Origin of the sequence: Chryseobacterium culicis, from assembly GCF_900108365.1 — a bacterium.
Classification (GTDB): Bacteria; Bacteroidota; Bacteroidia; order Flavobacteriales; family Weeksellaceae; genus Chryseobacterium; species Chryseobacterium culicis.
In genome coordinates this window covers 1,245,858-1,267,159 of sequence record NZ_FNWQ01000001.1, presented here as the reverse complement: position 1 = coordinate 1,267,159, position 21,302 = coordinate 1,245,858, and the positions used below count along the sequence as shown (strand labels likewise).

At 39.1% G+C, this 21,302-nt stretch carries 18 protein-coding genes; 7 read left to right on the top strand and 11 right to left on the bottom strand.

The genetic code is table 11. The features are described 5' to 3' along the window. Positions 1 to 145: 145 nt before the first annotated feature. The 5 genes from BLW74_RS05580 to queA form a co-directional block, all read right to left on the bottom strand. On the bottom strand, positions 146 to 1,123 hold the full coding sequence (locus BLW74_RS05580; RefSeq protein ID WP_089690429.1) for a polyprenyl synthetase family protein: 978 nt from the start codon (positions 1,121 to 1,123) through the stop codon (positions 146 to 148). Positions 1,124 to 1,196: 73 nt separating this feature from the next. After that, positions 1,197 to 2,105, bottom strand: coding sequence for a hypothetical protein (locus BLW74_RS05575; protein ID WP_089690428.1), 909 nt, complete (start codon positions 2,103 to 2,105; stop codon positions 1,197 to 1,199). Positions 2,106 to 2,278: 173 nt separating this feature from the next. Continuing rightward, a complete protein-coding gene (locus tag BLW74_RS05570) occupies positions 2,279 to 3,229 on the bottom strand; it encodes a sterol desaturase family protein (protein ID WP_089690427.1) in 951 nt (316 codons plus the stop codon). A gap of 74 nt (positions 3,230 to 3,303) precedes the next feature. After that, positions 3,304 to 4,338 (bottom strand): dual-specificity RNA methyltransferase RlmN, encoded by a 1,035-nt coding sequence (gene rlmN / locus BLW74_RS05565; RefSeq protein WP_089690426.1) that lies wholly within the window; start codon positions 4,336 to 4,338, stop codon positions 3,304 to 3,306. Positions 4,339 to 4,755: 417 nt separating this feature from the next. Continuing rightward, a complete protein-coding gene (gene queA / locus BLW74_RS05555) occupies positions 4,756 to 5,805 on the bottom strand; it encodes a tRNA preQ1(34) S-adenosylmethionine ribosyltransferase-isomerase QueA (protein ID WP_089690425.1) in 1,050 nt (349 codons plus the stop codon). A gap of 419 nt (positions 5,806 to 6,224) precedes the next feature. On the opposite strand from queA, the gene BLW74_RS05550 reads away from it, so the two are divergent. From BLW74_RS05550 to BLW74_RS05530, 5 genes are all read left to right on the top strand, one after another. Then, positions 6,225 to 6,917, top strand: a complete 693-nt coding sequence (locus BLW74_RS05550; RefSeq protein ID WP_089690707.1) for an AIM24 family protein — start codon at positions 6,225 to 6,227, stop codon at positions 6,915 to 6,917. A 56-nt stretch (positions 6,918 to 6,973) separates the two neighbouring features. After that, a complete protein-coding gene (locus BLW74_RS05545; protein WP_089690424.1) occupies positions 6,974 to 8,509 on the top strand; it encodes a M61 family metallopeptidase in 1,536 nt (511 codons plus the stop codon). Between the two features lie 284 nt (positions 8,510 to 8,793). Continuing rightward, positions 8,794 to 10,191: a Gfo/Idh/MocA family protein gene (locus tag BLW74_RS05540; protein WP_089690423.1), complete on the top strand. Its 1,398-nt coding sequence runs from the start codon at positions 8,794 to 8,796 to the stop codon at positions 10,189 to 10,191. After that, on the top strand, positions 10,181 to 11,095 hold the full coding sequence (locus BLW74_RS05535; RefSeq protein ID WP_089690422.1) for a nucleotidyltransferase family protein: 915 nt from the start codon (positions 10,181 to 10,183) through the stop codon (positions 11,093 to 11,095). The genes BLW74_RS05540 and BLW74_RS05535 overlap by 11 nt, the downstream gene beginning before the upstream one ends. Next, positions 11,086 to 12,141: a phosphotransferase enzyme family protein gene (locus BLW74_RS05530; RefSeq protein ID WP_089690421.1), complete on the top strand. Its 1,056-nt coding sequence runs from the start codon at positions 11,086 to 11,088 to the stop codon at positions 12,139 to 12,141. Before BLW74_RS05535 ends, BLW74_RS05530 begins: the two co-directional genes overlap by 10 nt. Before the next feature lie 192 nt (positions 12,142 to 12,333). On the opposite strand, the gene BLW74_RS05525 is transcribed toward BLW74_RS05530, so the two are convergent. The 6 genes from BLW74_RS05525 to BLW74_RS05500 all read right to left on the bottom strand — a co-directional run bounded on the left by BLW74_RS05525 (position 12,334) and on the right by BLW74_RS05500 (position 19,266). Next, entirely contained in the window at positions 12,334 to 12,828 is a 495-nt protein-coding gene (locus BLW74_RS05525) for a DNA-deoxyinosine glycosylase (protein ID WP_394331223.1), read from the bottom strand. 172 nt (positions 12,829 to 13,000) lie between these two features. After that, complete coding sequence (locus BLW74_RS05520) at positions 13,001 to 14,995, bottom strand: S9 family peptidase (protein ID WP_089690419.1); 1,995 nt, start codon at positions 14,993 to 14,995, stop codon at positions 13,001 to 13,003. 286 nt (positions 14,996 to 15,281) lie between these two features. After that, positions 15,282 to 15,626: a phage holin family protein gene (locus tag BLW74_RS05515; protein ID WP_089690418.1), complete on the bottom strand. Its 345-nt coding sequence runs from the start codon at positions 15,624 to 15,626 to the stop codon at positions 15,282 to 15,284. A 117-nt stretch (positions 15,627 to 15,743) separates the two neighbouring features. Continuing rightward, positions 15,744 to 16,166, bottom strand: a complete 423-nt coding sequence (locus BLW74_RS05510; protein ID WP_089690417.1) for a PaaI family thioesterase — start codon at positions 16,164 to 16,166, stop codon at positions 15,744 to 15,746. Positions 16,167 to 16,288: 122 nt separating this feature from the next. Further along, on the bottom strand, positions 16,289 to 17,842 hold the full coding sequence (locus tag BLW74_RS05505; protein ID WP_089690416.1) for a GMC family oxidoreductase: 1,554 nt from the start codon (positions 17,840 to 17,842) through the stop codon (positions 16,289 to 16,291). Positions 17,843 to 17,859: 17 nt separating this feature from the next. Then, positions 17,860 to 19,266, bottom strand: a complete 1,407-nt coding sequence (locus BLW74_RS05500; protein WP_089690415.1) for an aldehyde dehydrogenase family protein — start codon at positions 19,264 to 19,266, stop codon at positions 17,860 to 17,862. A gap of 102 nt (positions 19,267 to 19,368) precedes the next feature. Between BLW74_RS05500 and BLW74_RS05495 the strand changes: the two genes are divergently transcribed. Continuing rightward, positions 19,369 to 20,238, top strand: a complete 870-nt coding sequence (locus BLW74_RS05495; RefSeq protein WP_089690414.1) for a helix-turn-helix domain-containing protein — start codon at positions 19,369 to 19,371, stop codon at positions 20,236 to 20,238. Positions 20,239 to 20,406: 168 nt separating this feature from the next. Beyond that, positions 20,407 to 21,261: a helix-turn-helix domain-containing protein gene (locus BLW74_RS05490; RefSeq protein ID WP_089690413.1), complete on the top strand. Its 855-nt coding sequence runs from the start codon at positions 20,407 to 20,409 to the stop codon at positions 21,259 to 21,261. Positions 21,262 to 21,302: the final 41 nt, after the last annotated feature.

The following is a 21,302-nucleotide window of genomic DNA, read 5'->3' as shown; positions in this document are numbered from 1 at the left end:
AGCTGTTTCTTTTCTTTTCTGGCGATCAGAACAAGAAATATAAAGCGCGAACACACGTTTGAGAACATTGCGGATTATTTATTTTTAATCGCTTTATTTTGTATAGTTCTAGCTGTTATTATTGTAACCCTAAAAATTATTTAATTTAAAATTTTCGCTCAATTACGTAATCCAGCATAATATGTAGCGATTTTCTTGCTTCAGAATCCGGAAATTCATTCAGAATATCTTTCGCTTTCTGCTGGAAGTCTTTCATAACTGTAATGGCATATTCCAGTCCCCCGGAGCTTTTAACAAATTCGATAAGCTCTTTCACACGTTTTGGATTGTTATTGTAACGTTTTATAGTATCGAAGTAATATTTTCTATCTTTTTCGTTGGCTGCTTTTAGGGTATGAATTAAAGGCAGGGTCATTTTCTGTTCTTTAATATCAATCCCTACAGGTTTACCTATCACGTTTGAACTCAGATAATCGAAAAGATCATCTTTAATCTGGAATGCCATTCCTGTAAAGGTTCCGAAATCCATCATCTTCTTGGCAAGAGCTTCATCTGCGTTGTTGGAAAGAACTCCTATTTCACAGCAGGCAGCAATCAGCGTAGCGGTCTTCTGACGGATAATTTCATAATAAACATCCTCTGTGATATCCAGTTTTCTGGCTTTTTCCAACTGAAGAAGCTCACCTTCAGACATTTCGCGGATAGTTCTGGAAATTACTCCCAAAAGGTCATAATCTTTATGGTCTGTAGATAGTAAAACGGATTTTGACAAAAGGTAATCGCCTACCAAAACCGCAATTTTATTCTTCCATAAAGCATTGATTGAAAAGAAATTACGTCGCTTAAAGCTTTCATCTACCACATCATCATGTACTAAAGTTGCTGTGTGAATGAGCTCGATCATAGAAGCACCACGGTATGTTTTTTCCGTTACTTCCCCTACCAGTTTGGCGCAAAGAAACACGAACATAGGACGCATTTGCTTTCCTTTGGTGGTAACAATAAAACGGGTTACCTTATCCAATAAAGCTACTTTACTCTGCATTGATTCATAAAACTTCTGTTCAAAAAGCTTCATTTCATCATTGATCGGTCGTTTAATCTCTTCTACAATGTTTGCCACAATCTGCGAATGCTGGGTGAATAATTATTAATTCTCACAAAGATAATTTTTTTCGCTCAATATTAAGATAAAATTAATCCCTGAGTTGATCTTTGGGAATAAAATAAAATGAAGGTTTTGTAGTTCCCAACGGAGACCTGAACTTTTCACCAGAGATATAAATTCCGGATTCATCTACACTTATTCCTTCAATCTGCGATAATGAAAGCGCGCTTCCGAGGTAATAATGCTTAGGTTTTTCTTTAAAAAATATTCCTGGTTCTGTTTCTGTAAAAACATCTAAAAAGACTTCAGTTTTCTTGGTATAGCCCACCAAATAAAGCTTTTTGTCAAAATATGATGCATCCGTAACTACAAAGCCTGTTTTATAGGTTTCTGTTTTTTCTGCTTTTTGCAGTTCTGAAATTTCAGGATCTACAATATAGTGAGAGGTTGATTTTGAGGCCCATTCTTTAGTAAAGATGTGGAGCTTTCCATTCAGATAGATCATGGCTTCCGCATCGAAGTCGTTCTTTATGTTTTTGGAAGTAAACTCTGTCTGCTCGGGATAATAAAACAAAATTTTTGTTCCGTCAAATGACCTTTCTGAACCGGGAATTTTAATGGTAGTAGACTCATCGAGACGTTGATACGGAACTTTGTAGATCATCAGATCCTTTCTTGTTCCCTCGTTATTTCCAAAATCTCCGATATAAAAATTTTCACCATCACTGGCTAAAGCTTCCCAATCTGTATTGATCAGATTGGTTTTCAGTTTTCTGATAATTTTTCCATTTTTTTTATCTATTTCAAAAAGCTCGGCAGGGTTTCCGCTATCATTGAATGTGTATAGCTTTCCGTTTAAAATATTAAGTCCGGAAGTCTCTTGAATAGTATCCTCAAGATAACCTACCCTGTATTTTTTTATTTTCAGGAAATCAGTCTGCTGGGCAAATGCAGATTGACCGGCGAAAAGAATAACAATCAGAAGGATTTTTTTCATAAGACAAAAATAGAATTTTATTCTGAGCTGTTATCAGAGTTTCTGAGTTGGAGTATTTGAAAATGATGGATGTAAGATTTTTGAGATCCGGTTGTGGACATCTGCCTAAAACAGAAAAACGAGCCAAAAAGCCCGTTCTCCCTTAGATTTCTATTGATTTTAAATCAGGAAAGTTAAGCAGATTTCTGCTGTTCCTGATTTTGCTGTTGTTCTTTCTTTTTCGCCTGTTTTGCAAAATACTCTTTCTGGTACTGCCTTACCGTTTTTCCGGTTCCGTCATGTCTCCATCCCGGGGAATTGAAAATATAGTTGATTCTATCTGTGAATTTTAATCCCGGCTGTTTAAGATCTTTCCATATTTTCCTCCATTCATAAAAGAGCACGGTGTCTGGCCTGTTATCCGGCATTTTAGGATAAATTCCATATTTTACAGGAATATTGGGATCTTCTTTCTGAAATGTTCCGAATATCTTATCCCAGATAATAAGGCACATTCCCATGTTTTTATCCAGATATTTAACATTGCATGCATGATGTACGCGGTGATGAGAAGGTGTTACCAGAATATGTTCCAAAATGCCCATACTTTTAACAGTCTGGGTGTGCACCCATGTTCCATATACCTGTCCTATAGCGTATGCCACCATAATATGCCATGGATTGAATCCTAAAAATGCAAGCGGTGAAAAATACAGATACCGGTAAAGCGGCTGTAGTACAGGACTTCTGAACCCTGTGGTAAGGTTAAAATATTCTGAACTGTGGTGTGTAATATGAACGGCCCAGAATGCTCTGGAGCGATGGTCTACATAATGCAGCACATAATAGGCAAAATCTGTAATGATAAAACAAGCCAGAAGATACCATACACTCAGATCCCATGAAAAAAGTCTGTGATTATAAAAGAAAAACATGACTCCCATGGCAAATGCCTTCATGATAAGGTCAAGGCCGAAGTTCATCAGTGCCAGATAAACATTGGTGGCAAGATCTTTTCCGCTATATAACTTAGCTTCTGAAACGTGGCTGTAAATCATTTCAGCTAAAATAACAGTGGCATGCAACGGAATAGCCCACGCATACACATTTTCCAGCCCGTCCTCGCTCATAAGAAAATCCATCATCACAAAATAATTTGTGCAAAGGTAGGGTTTTAAGCTATGTATTAAGAAAGTCTTAGGTTTTTTTTAAGGAAATTTTAATCTGTCGTTTTGTTGGCCAGCTGCCCACAAGCGGCATCAATATCACCTCCGCGGCTTCTTCTGACCATTACTGTTATTCCTGCATTTTCAAGCTGTCTGATATAGTTTTCTTCTGCCTGTTTATTGCACTGGTCATACTTTCCATCCCCGATTGGGTTATACTGGATAAGGTTTACTTTTGAAGGAACCTGTCTGCAATATTTGATTAAAGCTTTAATATCTTCATCTCCGTCATTGATTCCTTTCCATACACAGTACTCAAAAGTAATGACAGATCCTGTCTTTTGATACCAGTACTGAAGGGACTCCATAATATCCGTCAACGGGAATTTATCAGAGAATGGCATGATTTCGTTACGCTTGGATTCGATGGCAGAGTGAAGGGACAAAGCCAGCTTCACGCGCAGTTCATCATCTGCAAGCATTTTGATCATTTTAGGAATACCGGATGTAGAAACGGTAATTCTTCTGGGCGACATTCCCAAACCTTCCGGCTGGGTAATTTTTTTGATGGCTTCCACTACGTTTTTGTAATTCATCATCGGTTCTCCCATACCCATAAATACGATATTGGAAAGCGGTCTGTCGAAATACATTTTACTCTGGCTGTCAATCAGGGCTACCTGATCTACAATTTCCGCTACCTCAAGGTTTCTCATCCTTTTCAGTTTGGCTGTGGCGCAGAATTCGCAGTTTAACGAGCATCCTACCTGCGAAGATACACAGGCTGTGGTTCTTGTTTCTGTAGGAATAAGAACAGATTCCACCATCAGTCCGTCATGCAGTTTTACTCCGTTCTTGATGGTTCCGTCAGCGCTTTTTTGAAGAAGGTCTACGGAAACAGGATTAATGGTATATTCTTCCGAAATTTTCTCACGAAGTGATTTGGAAAGATTCGTCATTTCGTCAATCGAATGGAGGTTTTTGCTCCATAACCAGTCATAGACCTGTTTCGCGCGAAACGGTTTTTCTCCTAAAGATACAAAGTAGTCTTTCAGCTGGTCTAATGATAATATGCGGATATCTTTCATAATATTAAAGAGCCAAGTTAAAAGTAAAAAGTTTTTAAAGTTTAGTATTGTTAACTATTCCAGCCAAAATGTTTTTCAACTCGTTACTTTCATTCAATAAAGTTTTAAATCTTCAGAATCATAACCATCTAATCCTCCTAAAATCCGAAGCCAATGACTTTCTCTTGCTTTTCTTAAAGCAATTTTCACTTTATTTTCAAAATCAGCTTTAGAAGATCCGGCTTAGGATTCTTCATAATTAGCACCTATTGAAGCAGCTGATTTTCCAAGTTGAAATCTTATGAGTTTACTTTCAGAATCATTCGAAGTGTTCTTAAAAACTTAAGACAATTAACCCCAAATGTAAAAGTTCTTATAAGTAAATCATTTTGTCTCTTTTCTACTGGTATTACTTTTAACTTGGCTCTTTTTACTTTTTTATAGAATTAACATTGCGTCACCGTAAGAATAGAATTTATACTTTTCTTTTACGGCTTCTTCATAAGCATGCATTACGAAATCTCTTCCAGCAAATGCAGCAATCATCATCAATAATGTAGACTTCGGGGTGTGGAAGTTCGTAATCATTGAAGTAGCCACTCCGAAATCGTGCGGAGGATAAATAAACTTGTTTGTCCATCCGTTGAAAGCGGAAATCTTTTTGTTGGAAGAAACAGAAGTTTCCAATGCTCTCATTGTAGTAGTTCCTACCGCGCAAACTCTTTTGTGAGCTTCTACTGCTCTGTTGATAAGCTCAGCATTTTTCTCATCAATGATAATCTCTTCAGACTCCATTTTGTGCTTAGAAAGATCTTCTACCTCAATTGGGTTGAATGTTCCTAATCCTACGTGAAGAGTTACTTCCGCAAAATTGATCCCTTTGATCTCCAATCTCTTCATCAAATGCTTAGAGAAGTGAAGACCTGCCGTAGGGGCAGCTACTGCTCCTTCCACTTTGGCATAAATCGTCTGATATCTTTCAGCATCTTCCGGCTCTACTGCTCTTTTGATATATTTTGGAAGCGGAGTTTCTCCCAATTCTTTTAGTTTCGTTCTGAATTCGTCGTAAGAACCGTCGAATAAGAATCTTAAAGTTCTTCCTCTTGAAGTAGTGTTATCAATAACCTCAGCTACCAAAGACTCATCTTCTGTGAAGAATAATTTGTTACCAATTCTGATTTTTCTTGCAGGATCTACCAAAACGTCCCAAACTCTGGTCTCTTTATCAAGTTCTCTTAATAAGAAAACCTCAATTTTAGCCCCTGTTTTTTCTTTATTTCCGTAAAGACGTGCAGGGAAAACTTTAGTATTATTGAAGATGAACAAATCATTTTCATCAAAATAATCCACTACATCCTTGAATAATTTGTGCTCGATAGTCTGTGTTTTTCTATCAAGTACCATTAGTCTCGCTTCGTCTCTGTGTTCAGATGGGTGTTCTGCTAATAATTCCGCAGGAAGATCAAAATTAAAATCTGATGTTTTCATTTTTTAAATTACGGTTTAAAAATTACTGAAATTACAAGGTGTAATTTTCGGAGTGCAAATATACGACATTGAACACCCCTTTGTCAAGTATTATTTACAATCAAATATAAAACCGTGATTTTACGGGGATTTCCGAAGCTTAAAAAGAGTAATTTTAGCAAAATTTAAATTTAATATAGAACCTTTAAGTAAAATGTACTTAACTGATAGTCTGGCTTCTAAATCATCCCTAATTTGAAACCTCCGCCAATTATTTAAAAACTAAAATATGACACCCATGATCATGAAAACAATGAGAAAGAAGATGAAAAACAACCCGCAGCATTCCAAATTAAATCCTGAAAGTAACAAAAGGGAATATAAACTCGACAAACTGAAATAACAACACAACAAAAACAACAAATCAAAAAATGATAATCATGAGTAAATATTCAATTGAAGCATTTATCAACGAAACCAAAGAAAATCCGCAGCAGAGAGATTATTTTGAACTGGAAACAAAACATCTCCTTGAAATTAACCTTAATCATCAGGCAGTATGGACCAAAAAAGGAAGTATGGTGAGCTATGTGGGGAATATCAATTTTGAAAGACAGGGAATGCTTTCCGGAGGAATTGGAAATCTTTTGAAGAAAGCAATCAGCGGTGAAGGAGCCAGCCTGATGAAAGCAGAAGGCACCGGAAAGCTCTATGTAGCTGATTCCGGTAAGAAAGTCCGTATTTTATACCTGAATAATGAATCTGTGTGTGTGAACGGAAATGATGTTCTTGCCCATGAACAAAGTGTAAAAACCGATATTACAATGCTGAAAAGTATTGCAGGAATAATGTCCGGAGGTCTTTTCCAGGTAAAACTTTCAGGAACAGGACATATCGCCATTACCACCCACGGTGATCCTCTCACTTTAGTCGTAACGCCCGAAACTCCTGTTTTCACAGATCCTAACGCTACCGTTGCGTGGTCCGGAAACTTAATCCCGGAGCTGAAAACCAATGTTTCTTTTAAGAGCCTTATCGGCAGAGGAAGCGGTGAAGAATTTCAGATGAAGTTTTCAGGACATGGATGGGTACTGATTCAGCCTTATGAAGAGGTGTATTACACGGAAAAATAAAGCAGACTCACCTTAAGAAGTGATTTACAATATTCGTAATCATAAAATTACAGCCCATGAACAGCCTTATCAAGTTATTTTTTGTGATCGTTATACTGCCTGGTCTGATGATTGCCCAGACTCATAAGAAAAATTACGAATACACCATAAATCTTCTTCACATGTCTGATGATGAAGTACGGGTCTCTTTTTCGCCTCCTAAGAATAACCTACAGCAGGGCAAATTTATTATTCCCAAACTGGTACCCGGATTTTATCAGGCCATGAATTTCGGACAATATGTTTCTGATTTCACAGCTACCGATAAAAACGGCAAAAAAGTAAAAACCGAACGTCTGGATAAAAACAGCTGGATGGTGCACGATCTTAATCGTGTAAAGAAAATATCTTATCAGGTAGCGGATGGCTGGGATTCTCTGGAAAAAGAATCTAATGAAGCCCGATCTGCCGGCAGTATGTTTATCAAAGACAGCGTTTTTGTGATCAATTATAATTCTCTGGTGGGATATTTTGAGGAAATGAAAGACATCCCCTATCAGATTACCATTACGAAAAACAAGGATTTCTATGCGTCATCTGCTTTGGATTATAAACAGAAAAATAAAAATACGGATATGGTTTGGGCAAAGGATTACCGGGAACTGGTAGACGCTCCCGTCTTATACGCTGTTCCTGATACTACCTGGCTGAAAATAGGCCATACCAAAGTTCTGGTATCATTTTATAACAAAAAAGAAAGGAATTATTCTAAAACCATTGCCCGCGAAATAGAAAACATTCTGAAAAATCAGCAGGATTATCTTGGCGGAACCTTACCTGTCAACAAATATGCTTTTCTGATTTATTATGAATCTTCCCATGAGAACGGATATCTGGGAGACGGCCTGGAACACTCTCACTCTACAGTGTGCCTGTACCGTTCCGGAGATATGAAATTTATTCCGCATGCTCTAAACAGGGTTGCTTCCCATGAGTTTTTCCATGTGGTTACACCGCTCAATATTCATTCGGGAGAAATTCAGCACTATGATTTCCTGAATCCCGTTATGTCTGAACATCTTTGGCTGTACGAAGGAATGACTGAGTATGCCACCATCCATATGCCCATTAAGCAAAAAATGATCAGTCTGGAAGATTTTGAAAAAAGCCTGGAAGAAAAAATCAAAGGCATGAAAAGTTTTGACAACACGCTGTCCTTTACGGAAATGAGCAAAAAATCTATGGAAAGGCAGGATCAGTATATGAATTTCTATATGAAAGGAGCATTGCTTGGTCTGTGCCTGGATATAAGATTAAGAGAACTTTCTAACGGAAAAATAGGAACTCAGGATCTGATGCAAATGCTTATGAAAAAGTATGGAGCAGGTAAATATTTCAATGATGATGAGCTTTTTGACGAAATTACCAAAATAACCTTTCCGGAAATCCGTACATTTTTCAGAGATTATATTGAAGGCACCAAGCCCGTTCCTCTAAAAGAATATTTAGAAAAGGCAGGTTTCAATTATGATGAAACTACTGGAAAAGTGACGTCTCTACCCAATCCCGACGCAAAACAGCTGGCTTTAAGAAAAGCATGGATTAATCAGTAGTTTTTAGGCGAAAGGGTGAAATTGCAGAGCATCCAGAATTCTCTTCCGGAGGCAATATGCAATGTTCAGATTCCTACAGAAAATCTGCGCTTTCATCTTCCAACTCGCATCCCAAACCCTGAACCCCCAAACCCTCCTACTCTGAAGCTCTCCCACTCAACACCCCGAAACCCCAAACCCCGCATCACAAAACTCTCAAACTCTCAAACTCTTCACCCTCTAACTTACTATCTCTCACGCCACCGGGATTTACAAAAGTTTTAATATATTTAGGAAAAAAATAGATGGACAATAGTAATTCCCGCAGGAACTTTCTTAAGACGGCCGCTTTGGCGAGCTTTGGGGCACTGGTTTTACCCAATTCATTATTTGCCTATTCCAATGATTTTAAAACAGATAAAAAAGTCCGTGTAGGTTTTATCGGAGTGGGTCTAAGGGGCCAGGAACATGTAAAATTACTGGCAAAACGAAATGATGTAGAAATTGTGGCCTTTGCCGATCCTGAGAAAAGAATGCTTGCAGCTTCTCAAAAAATCTTAAAAGACAATAATAAACCGGCGGCTCAGGAGTTTTCTAACGGGGAATATGACTACAGAAATCTTTTGAAATTAAAAACAATAGACGCTGTTGTAATTGCTACTCCATGGGAATGGCATCTTACACAGGGGGTAGAAGCCATGCGTGCTAAAAAAATTGTAGGCATGGAGGTTTCCGGAGCCATCAAACTTCAGGACTGCTGGGAATTTGTAAAAGTATATGAGGAAACAAAAGTTCCCATCTTTATGATGGAAAACGTATGCTACCGAAGAGATATCATGGCCATTTTAAATATGGTCCGTAAAGGAATGTTTGGTGAACTGGTACACGGAAGAGGCGGTTATCAGCATGATCTGAGAGGAGTTCTTTTCAATGACGGGGTTACTCCTTACAATTCCGGTGCTGAGTTCGGAGAAAAGGGATTCAGTGAGGCAAAATGGAGAACGGAACATTATGTGAAACGCAATGGAGAGCTGTATCCTACCCATGGATTAGGTCCTGTTGCGATGATGATGGATATCAACCGAGGAAACCGGTTAACCAGATTATCTTCATTTTCATCAAAGTCTGTAGGGCTTCATAAATACATCGTTGAACATCCAAAGGGCGGAGAAAACCACCCAAGTGCCAAAGTGAAATTCAATCAGGGAGACATCGTAACCACGCAGATTGCCTGCGCTAACGGAGAAACCATCCTTCTTACTCATGATACGAGTCTACAGCGTCCTTATGACTTGGGCTTCAGAGTTCAGGGTACCGAAGGATTGTGGCAGGATTTCGGATGGGGAGAATTCAACCAGGGGCATATTTATTTTGAAAAAACAATGAACCATACCCACCGTTGGGACAATACAGAAAAATGGATGAAAGAATATGATCATCCAATGTGGAAAAAATTTGAAAATACCGCTGCAGGAGCCGGCCACGGCGGAATGGATTTCTTTGTGATGAATACTTTTATAGAATGTATTAAACGGAATATAGAATTCCCGATGGATGTGTATGATCTTGCGTTATGGTATTCAATTACGCCATTGAGTGAAGAGTCTATTGCCAAAGGAGGTCAGGTGGTTGATATCCCTGATTTCACCAATGGAAAATGGAAAACCCGTCAACCTGTATTTGGAATGACTGATGAGTTCTAAAAAAACCTTACTTATATTAGCAGGCGGCTTAGGCACCCGGTACAAAGGACTCAAGCAGATAGACGGAATACTCAATAACGGCTCTCCTATCTTGGAATATTCTATCTTTGATGCACTGGAAGCCGGTTTTCAAAAAGTGGTTATTATTGTCAACAGGCTGATTCCTGAAAGTTATATCGGGAGACTCAACAGCATCTCAAAAGTTAAAAATTTTGAGCTGCACTGGGTGTATCAGGAGATGGACAGCATTCCTATTTCACTGGAAGGTTTTGATTATCCTGACCGTGAGAAGCCATGGGGCACTGCCCATGCAGTTCTTTGTGCAAAATATTCAATACAGGAACCATTTGTCATGATCAATGCGGATGATTTCTATGGAAAAGAAGCGTATCAGCTTGCTGCCCATGAGATTAATCATCATCATATCTCTGATACCCAATTGGGGATGATTGCTTATCCCGTAGGGACTACATTGAGCGGAAATGGCGCCGTAGCAAGAGGAATATGTACGCTGGATGCTGAAAATTATCTGATCAGAGTAGTGGAACAGACATCCATTCAGCGGATAAACAATTCTATCGTATATATTGAAAACGGAGAGAATATAAAACTGGATCCGGAAGCGTTGGTATCCATGAATTTTTTTATTTTCCACCCTCATATTTTCTGTTACCTTGAAGCTTATTTTTATGATTTCATTGAATCTGATCCGCTTCCGAATCAGGAGTTCTATATTCCTTCAGCAGTACAGAGAATGATAGACGAAAACAGAGTAAAAGTACAGGTAAAAGCCTCTCCTTCCCAATGGATGGGAGTTACCTATGCAGATGACAAAAAGGAAATTAAAGATTTTCTGAGTTCAGAGATAAAAAACAACAGATATCCTGAAGATTTATGGAGCTAAATGAGATTGTGAATGCGTTTATCGGTACAAATAATTATAAGCTTACTCCCATTACCGATGGTTTAATTAATACAACTTATCTTCTGGAGGATAAAGACCGCAATAAAAGATTTATCCTCCAGAAAATCAACAGCCATGTATTTAAGCAGCCCGAAGTAATTGTCAATAATCATCTGATGATCAATGAAATTCTCAGGACCAACGATTATCATTTTCAAATTATTGAGCCCATCCCGTCTCTGACCCATTCGTTTTTGATAGAAGATGGAAACGGCATGCCCTGGCGTATGCTGAGCTTCGTAGAGAACAGTATGACTTTTCTTTCCGCTCCGTCATTGGAGGCGGCTTTTGAAGCGGCTAAAACTTTCAGTTATTTTCTGAATACTGTGAATACCGAACAACTTCCGGCCATTGAAGATTCCTTACCTGATTTTCTCAATTTTGAAAAAAGGGTCACAGAATATAAAAACTCATTAAAAAATGCTTCGCCTCACTTAAAGGAAAATGCCAGAGCAGAAATCGAAATCACCAACCGGCTTCTGTCATTGCCAGACCAATGGATTCACATGGAGAAGAACAATCAGATTCCTAAGAGAATTATCCATGCGGATGTAAAAATCAGCAATATTCTTTTCGATCAAAATCATAAACCGCTGGCGGTGATTGATCTGGATACCATGATGATGGCTCCTGTTTTATATGATTTTGGAACAATGATCCAGTCTTATACCAATACAACGAAAGAAGACGACGGAAAAGCTGTAAACAATTTCAATCCCGAAATGTATAAGGTGGTAAAAGAGGGGTTTTTGTTTTATTTAAAGGAAAAACTGACACCGGAAGAATCTGAAAATCTTGATTATGCAGCGCAAGTCGCTATTTATATTCAGGAAATCCGCTTTCTAACAGATTATCTGAACGGAAGCACCTATTATTCTACAAAATACCCGGAACATAATCTGGACCGGACAAAAAACCAGCTGGAGCTGTTAAAGGGGTTGACGGAATACTTGGGAGCAAATGAGTTTGAGAGTCGGAGGGCTTGAGGGTTAGAGGGTTTGGCTTGTAAGCGCATAGATTCATGCGGAATGACAAGGTGTACGGATAAATAAAGTGCCTAGTTTGTCTTTTCATAAAAAAATCTAAAATTTCAGCCTAAAATTCGCATCCCGAAAACTCTAAACTCGAAATCTCGCAACCAATCTAAAACTCTAAAAACCTACTACTCTCAAACTTTCTCAAACCAAAAACTCCAAAATCCTCTTCCAGTCTTCCAGCTTCTTCTCAAAAGAAACGGTATGAAGCGGACTGGTAGAAGGCAATAAAAAAATGGGCAGTTTATAATCTTTCCCGAGCAGTTTCTGTACGTTTTTGTAGGATTTCCCGCCGTTGCAGAAAATGGCTTTGATATTTGGATGTTGCTCGAGCAGCTCAGCAATCTGATTGGCTTCTTCATTTCTGATTTCAGAATCAAGGCTTCCTTTTCTCTCACAGGAATCAATGACATCCCATAGCGCGATATGATATTTCTTAATGGTCTGAATTCTTTGGGTGTAATCCTCTGTAAACGGCTCGCTCACCAGTTCAAAAATGATTTTCCAGAATTTGTTTTGCGGATGGGCATAATATTGCTGTTTTTCCAGTGATTTCACTCCGGGAATTGATCCTAAAATTAAAATTTCAGAGTGAGCATCAATAATGGGAGGAAATGAAGAAATACGGTTTTGCATCATCAAATATAAAGATTTTATTTCTTGCAGATGAGGAAGCTGGAAGCTGGGAGTTTGAAGAAAGAAGTTATTGAGGTTGGGCTAAAGCAATAGGGTTTTTGGGCATAAAAAAACGGGCTTCCTTCGTCTGCACTCAGGATAATAGCCCGTTTCTATTGATTTTTTATATTTTTCCTTATAAAGTTTCCTTCAGCCAGTCGAAGAATTCTCTCTGCCATACCAGTCCGTTTTGCGGATGAAGTACCCAGTGGTTTTCGTTCGGGAAATACACCAGCTTAGATTTCAATCCTCTTAGTTTTGCAGCCTGGAAAGCTTCCTGCCCCTGCTCATAAGGAACACGGAAATCAATTCCCCCCTGAACAATCATAATAGGTTTATTCCACTTTTCCACAAAATTACTTGGATTAAATTCTGTATAAGCTTTAGGAAGTGGTTTTTCCCATGGCGAGCCAAGATCCCAGTTGGCAAACCAAAGCTCTTCTGTCGTCAGATACCATGATTTCATATCAAATAATCCATCATGGGCGATGAATGTTTTGAATCTGTTTTCATGAATTCCCGCCAGCATAAATACGCTGTATCCTCCGTAGCTGGCGCCTACCGCTGCTACCCTTTCACCATCTACGTATGGTAAAGTTTTCGCAAAATCAGTTGCTGCCAGATAATCTCTCATAGGCTGTCCGCCCCAGTCTCTTGAAATTTCTTCGTTCCATTTTGTTCCCCAGCCCGGCATACCCCTTCTGTTGGGAGCCACTACGATATAATCGTTCGCCGTCATTAGGGCAAAATTCCATCTTACGCTGAAAAACTGAGTAAGCGCAGACTGCGGTCCACCCTGGCAGTACACCAAAGTCGGATATTTTTTATTCGGGTCAAAGTTAGGCGGATAGTGGAACCAAACCCCCATTTCTTTACCGTCTGAAGTTTTCACCATTTTAAGCTCAGATTTCCCTTGAGCTAACTTGGCGTATGTTTCTTTGTTTGCTTCAGTCACCTGCTTCATTTCTCCGTTTTTAACATTGACGGAGAATAGCTCTGTAGCATGGTTTACATCTGTTCTTCCAACCAAAAGAGAAGATTTATTGTCTGTGAAGATTTCATTTACATCAAAATCTCCTTTGGTGATCTGCTGTACTTTTGCGGATTTTGAATCCAGCGAGAAAAGCTGTTTTGTTCCTCTGAATGCTGCCGTGAAGTAAATTGTCTTTGAATCTGCTCCCCAGAATACATCGCCGGAAACACTTTCGTCCCAGCCTGATGTAAGATTTGTGGTTTTCCCGGACTTCCAGTCAAGGATTTTCACATCATTTTTATCAGCTTCATATCCGTCTCTGGCCATACTCTGCCAGATCAGGGATTTTCCGTCCGGGCTGAATTTTGGGTTGACATCATATCCTTTGTTTGATTCTGTAAGGTTTTTAGTTGTTCCTGATGCCAGATCGTAAGCAAAGATATCGGTATTGGTACTTGTAGCATACTCTTTTCCGCTTTTAGGTTTTGTCACATACAAAAGCTGTGCAGAATCCGGGCTCCAGATAAAGTCTTCGGCTCCACCGAAAGGCCTTTGAGGAGAATCCCAGGTTTTCCCTTCCAGAAGATCTTTAGCCGCATCTGCTTTATCAGAAGTGTTCACTACAAATACGTGATTGTATTTTCCTTCATTGAAATAGTCCCAGTGTCTGTGGTTAAGGTCTGTATAAACCTGAGCCGTAGTTTTAGGCGTATCGCTGAATTTGTCTTTCCCCATTACTTTCTCAACCAATACCTGCTTGCTGAAGGCAATTTTCTTCCCATCCGGAGCAATTACGATATTGTCTGCGTCACCGATGGTGTAGAATTCTGACCAGGTTTTTCCGGCATCTTTGGAAAGAAAAATTTTATCTCCTTCCTGAGCATAGATTCCGTTTTTATCCCACTGAATAAGGGCTTTTTTACCGAAATCAATTTTGGAAGACTGATTATTAAGAACATTCAGAAAGTAGTTCTCGTTTTTTGTTTTCTCTGTTTTCAGATCTACCTGTCCTACTTTGTAGATAAGAGAACCCTGATCTGGTGAAACTGCCTGTACTCCAACTTTTTTCAAAGTCCAAAGAATTTCAGGCGTCATTACTTGTTGTGCATTCATTAAAAGCGGAGCTGCCAAAGCCAGCAGACTGTACTTAAGTTTCATATGTTGATATTCATTTTTAACAGATCTTTGAAATGGTCATCATTTCAAGAGATCCTTTTATTACATTCAAAGATTGCCAAAGTTAATATTTAAAATAAAAACGGACGAAAGAATTAACATTAAAATTCTTTTTTGATGGAAAAGCTTTCTCGGAAAAAACACAGAACTTTTACATATGCGAATTTTCTGTTTGTCTGTATTCTCACTTTACAGAGCCGCACCCCTTCCCGGGAAAAGAATAGGCTGCCCGTTTGGGCAGCCTATTGATGAGGGTATTATTTATATTTTATTCTCCATCTGAGAACATTGAGTTCGCAAGGGAGGTTACGATTGATAATAATATACTGAAGATAAATGCCCACCAGAAACCATCTACAACCATGCTGTCTATAAAATAGTCTGCAATCAGGATAATTGCAGCATTAATTACCAGTGCAAAGAATCCTAAAGTAAGAATCGTTAAAGGAAGACCAAACAGACTCAGAATAGGCTTTACAAATATGTTAAGAACACCCAGCACAATTGCAAAGATGATGGCTGAAGAAAAACCTTCAAAGTGTACTCCCGGTAAGATTTTCGTTAAAAGATAAGCAACAATTGCCGTAATAAATAATCGGATAATTAAGTTCATTGAGTTATTTTTTAATGTTATGCTGTATAAGGAGCAAAAGGTATTCCATTTCTGGGGAAAAAAACCTTTGAAATCCTTTATTTTAGGAATAATTTGTTTTTTATTACCGTTTCTGTCTTACTTTATTTTCATCATGGTTACCAGTGAAGTGGCTACATGGCTTTCAGAATCAGATCCTTCTGTCTGAACATAGATTTCTGTTCTTACTACAACAATTTTTCCTCCGCCCTTGATCACATAAGATTTTGATACGAGCGCATCGCCCATTGCAGGACGAAGATAATTCACTTTCAATTCAACGGTCACTACATAGCAGTCTTCCGGATAGTGGCTCACTGCGGCATATCCTGAAGAAACATCTACCAGAGAGGCGATCATGGCGCCGTTGAACATTCCGGCTTTTCTGGTCATCATTTCCATTTTAGGAATCTTCATGGATATAAAATCGGTTTCCACTTCCAGCAGTTCTGCTTTATAAAACTGTAAGGTTTCCGAACGTCCGAAGCTGTCTGTAATGAGTTTCTTTTTTTCTGGTGTCATGAAATGTTATTTTAAACAAAGGTAAGTGCTACGGCCTTTTCTGATCTCAACAATCTTAAAATTTTTGATAAAAAAACCGTTTCATCCCTCATGAAACGGTTCATTCAGGTTCTAAAGCCTGCTTACAAAACACGTGTTAACTTTTCCGACGAACCGGAAGCTTTCAGATGATGATCTTCTTTGATCATATCGGCTGCTTTTTCACCAATCATGATGGTAGGTGCATTGGTATTTCCTGAAACTACATCCGGCATAACAGAGGCGTCCGCTACCCTTAATCCCTTTATTCCGTACACTTTCAGCCTAGGATCCACTACAGAAAGGCTGTCGATTCCCATTTTGCATGTTCCGGTCATATGATGGTAGGTGGAGCATGATTTTTTGATATAATCAATGACTTCTTCTTTTGTTTTTCCTTCTCCCGGATAGATTTCACCGTCATTCCATTCTTTCATGGCTTCAGTTTTGCCCATTTTACGGCATATTTCAACGCACTGATACAATGCTTCAAGATCAGATTCTTCTGAAAGATACATCGGATTAATTTCCGGTGATACAGAAGGGTCGGAAGAAGTCAGTCTGATGTATCCCTTACTGGCGGGTCTTATAAATCCTGCGCAGAATGTAAAGGCATTTTCCGGTCCTGTGAAGCCCGGACTGTAATAAGGAAGTCCCATGAATAAAGGCTGCAGATCCGGGAACGCCATTTTTTCTTTGCTTTTCCAGAATAACTGAGCTTCCAGCAAATTGGCTTCCGGAGCAGGAATTTCTTTTTTAGCTTTAAAAATAACGCTCGTCAACAGATGGTCCTGAAGGTTTTTACCAACACCTTTAAGGTCTTTTACCACTGAAATGCCTACTGATTCCAGTTCCTGTTTGTCACCAATTCCGGAAAGCATCAGAAGTTTGGCAGATTCTATGGTTCCACAGGATACAATGACTTCTTTTTCTGCTTTTGCTTCTATTAATTCACCGTCTTTCAAATACTGAACTCCAATACATTCATCTCCTTCAAAAATGAGTTTCTGAGCCAAAGCATGGGTATGAATATGCAGATTAGCCCTTGATTTCACAGGATCCAGGAACGCTTTTGCAGTAGAACATCTTTTATTATCTTTTCCGACACTGAGGTGATTAAGACCTGCCCCCCAGATTTCTTTGTTAAAATCATCGGTCAGAGGATATCCGAGTTCCCTACAGGCTTCTATCGCGCTTATTGAAATGGCATTTGGCCGTTTGATGCGGCTTACAAAAAGTGGTCCGTCCCCTCCATGAATGTCATCTTCGCCTTCTTCATGGGTCTCTGATTTTTTAAAGTACGGTAAAACGCTTTCCCAGTCCCATCCCACACATCCGTTATAAGCCCAGTGATCATAATCCTGCCGATGTCCTCTGATGTAAATCATTCCATTAATAGAACTTGAGCCTCCCAATGTCTTACCCCGAGGCCAATACCTGGTGTTTCCTCCCGCATGTTCCTGTGCAACGGTGTGATATGCCCAGTCTCTCTCTGTATTCCAGATCGCGGGCCACCCTGCCTGTTGCTGCACTTCAGCAACCTGATCATCAGGGCCGGCCTCCAGAAGGAGCACATTTATATTTTCATTTTCGCTTAATCTGTTTGCTATCACAGCTCCCGCCGAGCCGGATCCGACAATGATAAAATCGTATTTCATGAGTTTTAATTTGATTTTTATTTTTTGATGCTGATTACTTTAGGAAGGCTGACTGCTTTTAATCCTTCAATTCCGAATTCCACCCCATAGCCGGATTGTTTTGCGCCTCCGAACGGTACCAACGGGTGGATCGCTCCATGCTGATTAATCCATACGGTTCCCGCCTGCAGCTGGGCAGCTACTTTCTGAGCTTCGTTAAGATCATCGCTCCAAACGGAAGCTCCGAGCCCGTTTTCCGAGTTGTTGGCTTTGGTGATTGCTTCTTCCAGTGTTTTGTATTGAATGATCGGGAGCACCGGACCAAACTGTTCTTCATCAACAATTCTGTGTCCGTTATCTACATTTCCTATCAGCGTAACCGGAATAAAATATCCTTCCAGATCTGGCTTTTGTCCTCTAAATAAAACGTCTGCTCCGTTTTTTTCTGAATCAAGAATCAGGTCCAGAATTTTGTCGTACTGCATTTTATTCTGAATAGGGCCTAATATACTGGCTTCATCAGCTCCATCTCCCATCGGAATATGGGAGGAATAATCTGTAAGGGCCTTAACGACTTTTTCGTAATCATTTTCATGAACGTATAGTCTTTTTAAACAGGCGCAGGTTTGTCCCATATTCAGGAAAGCTGCCCAGAACAGCTGATCAATATGCTTTGAGACATCAAATCCCGGTAAGATAATTCCTGCGTCATTTCCTCCGCATTCAAGGGTTAAACGGGCCATATTTTTAACAGAAGCTTCAATGACTTTTTTTCCTGTAGCAATGGATCCTGTGAACATAATCTTCCCAATTTCAGGGTGTGAGGTAAGATAACTTCCTACTTCTCCTCTGCCGGTAATTACCTGTAAAATATCCTCAGGAAGCACCGTGTTAATTACTTTGATCATCTCCTGCGTGCAGAAAGTTGTATACTCTGAAGGTTTGATAACCACCGCATTTCCCATTCTGAGTGAAGGAATAATCTGCCAGATGGCGATCATCAGAGGCCAGTTCCATGGAGCAATGGCGGCCACCACTCCTATTGGGTTTCTGTATAAAATATCTTTCCTGGTTTCGTCTTCAAAAACAATTTCTTCAGGTACATCCAGCGAGGCGGGAACCTGAGTCCAGCCTACACAGGCCTGCATTTCAAAATTGGCTCCGGGACCGCTTAACGGTTTTCCCTGTTCCCGGGTAATCCATGCTGCGAGATGCTTTGAATTTTGCTGTAAAGCTTCCGCTACTTTTAATATAATCTCTTTTCTTTCCGCATCCGGTCTTGCTGCCCATCGTTTTTGGGCTTTTTGGGCTTTCTCAATTTTGTCATCAATCTCCTCACGCGAAGTATTGGCCACTTCACCTATCACCTCTAAAGTAGATGGATTTAAAGATAAAAATGAGGTCTCTTTAATTTGAGTTTCTGGAGCTGCTGATATATTTTCCATTGTTTTAAATTATTTTGTATTTTTCATAGTTCGAAAATGGCAATAACATGATCTAAATCATTTACCTATTCTCTATTTTTTTTAACCTAAACTCTATCTATCATGGAAAAGATCGAAGAAAGAACTGTTTTCAGCATTCCTTTTGGTGAAATGAATGTATTTGAAACGAATGTAGTTTGTCATGATTTTCCTTTCTTTTTCGAAAAGCCTGTCATCACGCTCATGCTGAGTGGCAATAAGATCATCCGCACCGAGGATGACACTTTTGAGTTTAATGAAAGAAGTGTATTTATTCCGCCCTGTAACAAGGAATTGCGTATAGATATTCACCCGGTTCTCAAAGAACCCACCAAATGCCTCGTACTGAATATAGAACAGGAATATATCGACAGTGTATTCTCTGAGGTGATTGAAAGCTGGCATCCCGATTGGGACAGCACGGGGATTATGATGAAAGAAAATGCAGTTAAAAAATTTGTAAGCTCGGATGAATCTTTGTGGAGAAGCCTTACGAACCTTTATAACAGAAGAATTGACGGAAATCTTCACGGTACGTCAGATTTTCTTTTAAGCTTAAGTCTGAAGGAACTTATTTATGAGCTGATGAAAACCAATGCAAAACATATTCTTTTGTATTCTGATAAAGCGGGAGCCGCACAGAATGGCCTGCAGGAAGTGGTTCATTTTATCAAACAAAATTACAGAGAGCCTATTACCATCAAAAAGCTTGCGGTGACTGCAGGAATGAGTGAAGCCAATCTGTTTAAAAAGTTTAAACATTCGTACAACTGTACTCCTGTGGAATATATCATCCAGCTGCGGATAGAGCATGCCAAGCAGCTTCTGATCAGTAATCCTGAAATGGGGATTAAAAATATATGTTTTGAGTCCGGTTTTAATACGCTTGAGTATTTTTATAGAAAATTCACCCAGATTACCGGGAGATCTCCGAAGAAATTTAAAATCGACTGATAAGGGCTGGAAGATGGATTGGAAACAAAAGGACGTAAGTGATTCCAAAGCTCTTTGTTTTAAGGCACATGGGGTTTTATCTTCATAAATGGATTATTGCTTTGCATTTACCATGAAAATTCAGTTAACTTTTCCTATTATTGAATTGAGAAACTAAATTCCTCCAATATGCTGAATGATTACCAAAAACATGAATTGTTTGGAAAAACCCTGATCCAGAAAATTGACCTGAAAGGACCATTCAGATATGATTTTCCGGTTGCGGAGCAGGCCTGCTTTCTGTATGTTCTCAGAGGTGGGTTTCACTATAAAACGGATGAACTGGAGTTGAATATTGCTTCTAACTATTCGCTGCTTCTTAATTGTATCAGCGCCGGAAAGCATATTCAAAATTCAGCAACAGAGGATCATTGTGAAATTGTCATCGTTACTTTTTATCCGGATATTCTGAGAAAAATTTACGACCGTGAGCTTCCTTTACTGCTGCAAAAGCCTGCCAATACTGTTTCGAACTTATCTAATGAGAAAATAAATAATAATTTTCTCATTCAAAAATATGTTGAAGGATTGCTTTTTTACTTCGAAAATCCATCTCTCGTTAATGAAGATATATTAATTCTTAAGCTAAAGGAAATTATGCTGCTGCTGGCTCAGTCACAGAATGCTTCAGCCGTTCAGATGATCCTTTCACAGCTTTTCTCTCCCACCGCCTATTCTTTCAGACAGATTATTGAGGCGAATTTATTTTCACAGGTAACCATTGAACAGCTTGCAGAACAGAGCAATTTAAGTGTATCATCCTTCAAAAGGGAATTTACTAAACTTTATAATGATACACCTGCTCATTATATAAGAAATAAAAAGCTGGAAAAAGCTGCCGAACTGCTATTACTATCTGATGAACGTGTTACTGATATTGCATGGGAATGCGGATTTAACGATCTGGCTACATTTACTAAAAATTTCAGCGATAAATATCATATTACTCCATCCAGTTACCGGCAGCAACAGAAAGAAAAATAACCGATAGATATTTTTACAGAGTGATACGTACATTTCTTATT

Coding starts and splice junctions, on each gene's coding strand:
- BLW74_RS05540 (WP_089690423.1), top strand. CDS start 8,794: ATGGACAATAGTAATTCCCGCAGGAACTTTCTTAAGACGGCCGCTTTG.
- queA (WP_089690425.1), bottom strand. CDS start 5,805: ATGAAAACATCAGATTTTAATTTTGATCTTCCTGCGGAATTATTAGCA.
- BLW74_RS05575 (WP_089690428.1), bottom strand. CDS start 2,105: ATGAAAAAAATCCTTCTGATTGTTATTCTTTTCGCCGGTCAATCTGCA.
- BLW74_RS05535 (WP_089690422.1), top strand. CDS start 10,181: ATGAGTTCTAAAAAAACCTTACTTATATTAGCAGGCGGCTTAGGCACC.
- BLW74_RS05510 (WP_089690417.1), bottom strand. CDS start 16,166: ATGACACCAGAAAAAAAGAAACTCATTACAGACAGCTTCGGACGTTCG.
- BLW74_RS05505 (WP_089690416.1), bottom strand. CDS start 17,842: ATGAAATACGATTTTATCATTGTCGGATCCGGCTCGGCGGGAGCTGTG.
- BLW74_RS05525 (WP_394331223.1), bottom strand. CDS start 12,828: ATGATGCAAAACCGTATTTCTTCATTTCCTCCCATTATTGATGCTCAC.
- BLW74_RS05520 (WP_089690419.1), bottom strand. CDS start 14,995: ATGAAACTTAAGTACAGTCTGCTGGCTTTGGCAGCTCCGCTTTTAATG.
- BLW74_RS05550 (WP_089690707.1), top strand. CDS start 6,225: ATGAGTAAATATTCAATTGAAGCATTTATCAACGAAACCAAAGAAAAT.
- rlmN (WP_089690426.1), bottom strand. CDS start 4,338: ATGAAAGATATCCGCATATTATCATTAGACCAGCTGAAAGACTACTTT.
- BLW74_RS05530 (WP_089690421.1), top strand. CDS start 11,086: ATGGAGCTAAATGAGATTGTGAATGCGTTTATCGGTACAAATAATTAT.
- BLW74_RS05545 (WP_089690424.1), top strand. CDS start 6,974: ATGAACAGCCTTATCAAGTTATTTTTTGTGATCGTTATACTGCCTGGT.
- BLW74_RS05490 (WP_089690413.1), top strand. CDS start 20,407: ATGCTGAATGATTACCAAAAACATGAATTGTTTGGAAAAACCCTGATC.
- BLW74_RS05515 (WP_089690418.1), bottom strand. CDS start 15,626: ATGAACTTAATTATCCGATTATTTATTACGGCAATTGTTGCTTATCTT.
- BLW74_RS05495 (WP_089690414.1), top strand. CDS start 19,369: ATGGAAAAGATCGAAGAAAGAACTGTTTTCAGCATTCCTTTTGGTGAA.
- BLW74_RS05570 (WP_089690427.1), bottom strand. CDS start 3,229: ATGATGGATTTTCTTATGAGCGAGGACGGGCTGGAAAATGTGTATGCG.
- BLW74_RS05500 (WP_089690415.1), bottom strand. CDS start 19,266: ATGGAAAATATATCAGCAGCTCCAGAAACTCAAATTAAAGAGACCTCA.